Source organism: Brunnivagina elsteri CCALA 953 (genome assembly GCF_002289455.1).
Lineage (GTDB): Bacteria > Cyanobacteriota > Cyanobacteriia > Cyanobacteriales > Nostocaceae > Brunnivagina > Brunnivagina elsteri.
Genome location: NZ_NTFS01000600.1, coordinates 1 through 2,774, shown reverse-complemented (window position 1 = coordinate 2,774; position 2,774 = coordinate 1). Strand labels below are relative to the sequence as shown.

At 36.0% G+C, this 2,774-nt stretch carries 2 protein-coding genes; both read left to right on the top strand.

The window, feature by feature from the left end; translation table 11 throughout:
* Positions 1-459 precede the first annotated feature (459 nt).
* Positions 460-1,521: an AAA family ATPase gene (locus CK510_RS28895; protein ID WP_095724910.1), complete on the top strand. Its 1,062-nt coding sequence runs from the start codon at positions 460-462 to the stop codon at positions 1,519-1,521.
* A gap of 1 nt (position 1,522) precedes the next feature.
* Positions 1,523-2,386 (top strand): hypothetical protein, encoded by an 864-nt coding sequence (locus CK510_RS28890; protein ID WP_095724909.1) that lies wholly within the window; start codon positions 1,523-1,525, stop codon positions 2,384-2,386.
* The last annotated feature ends 388 nt before the right edge of the window (positions 2,387-2,774 follow it).

The window sequence follows — 2,774 nt, the reverse complement described above, 5'->3', positions numbered from 1 at the left end:
TTTCGGCAAGTGTTTTCTGGGTATAGATTACGTTTTCATATACCATGCTCGCTTAATTCCAACTGAATATGAGTGTTGATGCTGAAAGGGGCAAGCTCAAGTGTTGCGACAATATTTGTGAAATAAAAATTATTTAACAAATCCAGTCACTTTAGTTAGGATTTAACTGAACTTAAGCTGAGTTAAATTTCTGCCCAATTCAACAAACAATTGTTAGATTACATACTGGCTATTGGCAATACAACTATGTTTATATATGTTGGTTGAAAGAAATATAAAAATTACTTTTGAGTAAAAATTGCTCTGACAGAAATTGATGCAGAAAAGCTCAATAATTGTATTTTCTGTAATTAAAATCCAAAACGAGCTTAAACTTTTCACAGAAGTATAAGCTGTAAAATGAAAATTATGCTACCGTTGGCAAATGGTAGGTTTATTGGAAGAAAGTAGTTCCTATAGATGAAAGTTCAATCCCTACAGCTAAAGAATTTCAAGAAATTTCGGTCTTCTCCAGTATTCGATTTTACCGACCCAGAAACTGGATTGGCGCGAGATGTAATCGTTATTGTCGGTATGAATGGTGCTGGAAAAACAAGTCTTTTGCAGGCGATCGCAGCAACATTAGGTACTGCAACTGGACGTTTAAAGGAACCCTCTGATTTGGAATGGGCGGGGTTTAACTACGAACTGCTGGCTAATAACTGGGGAGGATTTGAACCAGAAGTTAGCTTAAAATTAGAGTTTTCTCATCCCGAACTTGAAGCAGTGAGAGATTTCCAACAGAAATTACAAGCAATGGGTCGCAATGTTTATCCTCCTGCGGAGAATCATCTTGTCACATTGAAATGGCAAAACGGGCGTGTACAAGCAAACAGCGCACCTGAATTATTTCAATTTAAAGGACGGGAATATGCCAAACAATTACGAAAAAGTGAAGGATTCCAAGCATTTGAACGAGTCGGTACAATCCTTTGGTACACCGAACAAAGAACTTCAACCTCGTTGACGACCGAAGACCCCGATCGCAAATTAGAAATTACCGAAGATTTATTACGCGATCGCCTTTCTAAATGGCGACAGTTCCATCAAGATGTTGAGTTAGGAAAAATTCAGCATCTACGTCAAGGACAAAAGGATTTATATGCTGAAGTGGAACGCACTTACAAGGCTGTTTTCCCTGAACGCAGTTTTGAAGGTCCAGTTTTGCGAGAAAATGTCGATGATATTCTCAGCGAACCCTGGTTTTATTTATACGATGGCAAAAACCAGTACGAGATTTCGGAAATGTCTGGGGGTGAGCGTGCTATCTTCCCAATGTTGATGGATTTTGCAAGTTGGAATATTCACAATTCTGTGATTTTAATTGATGAAATTGAATTACATCTACATCCACCAATGCAGCAGGCTTTACTCCGAGCTTTACCTAAATTAGGCACTAATAATCAATTTATTATTACCACTCATTCCGATTACATAGAGCAATTAGTGCCGGAAGCAAATATTATCAGGGTTGAGGTATAGGGTGAGTGTTGTTAGTGGCAAGGTTATTTTTTGTGAAGGGAAGCAAACTAGTTTGGATTTTAGGCTGCTGAATAGAGTTGTGGAAAATCTTTCAACAAATAAGCCTACAATTGTTCCTTCTGGTAGTAAATTCACATTTTCAGTTTTTGTTGAGGGTTACTTCTCTTCATCTGCTGCAACAAAACAACAATATATTATTTTTCGAGATCGAGATTTTGATGTTAAGCCTACAAGTAATGTTGAGTTGATTCAATTTAATTCGATGTTTCTTACTCACAGAGCTTGCGTTGAAAATTATTTGCTTGATGCTGATTTAATTCATAACTATTGGCAGGCAAAATATACAGAAAAACTTAATAACCCCACTTCTAAATGGGGACATGGAGATTCACCGGGAGTTGAGGTTATTTCTGCATGGATTGAAGATGCAGCTAGAAGTTTGCAAGATTATCAAACGGTGAGATGGGCATTAGCAGATTTGTTGCGTTCGAGTGGAAGTCGTCAACAGTTAAAAACAACATGGACGGGTGGTAGCGGGAAACTGCCACAGTCATTGAATTTACAAGATTGTGAACAGCAGGCTTTAGTATTAATTGAGCAGTTTCGGGAAGCTGTTGAAACAGTGACACAAGAAAGCTTTACAGAAAGTATTGATTTATATCGAGAACTATTTTCCCAAGAGGAGTTTTGGACTTCCAAACAATATTTGATTTGGTTTCATGGCAAAGATATTCAAAAAGCGATGCAGCAAAGACAATCGCAATATATTTCTCTCAGTTCCTTTTTTGATTGGGCACTAAATCAAATTGATATTAATCTGTATCCTGATTTAATTGATTTACAAAACCGAATCAGCCTGATGTAGATACTTATTTTATACAAAGAATAACTGTTGATTTTACTAATATTAGATTGTCATAACAAAACATTGGTATTCTAAGTTGGATAAATTTGTGGTTCTTCCGTAGGTGTTATGCTGAACTTTAAACAATAATCTGGAATTTGCCTTTAATGACAAGGCTTTTGGGCAGATTTAATATTGATTTTATTCCAAAGGTTCAAAATTCAAGATTAAAAGCTATCTTTCTTGCCCAGAAAGGAATTTGAGCTATTTATAAGCATTTTTAGCATAACAAGTAATGAAGAACCAAATTTGTAAATAGTGTTTAATAATACTTTCAGTAAATCACAAAGTTTTTTCCAAGGCTTATGCTCATTCAATCACTAAGTATAGTTAAGTAACTTTATACACT

What these genes read in the sequence shown, in the direction of transcription:
- CK510_RS28895 (WP_095724910.1), top strand. Translation starts at nt 460, where the DNA reads ATGAAAGTTCAATCCCTACAGCTAAAGAATTTCAAGAAATTTCGGTCT.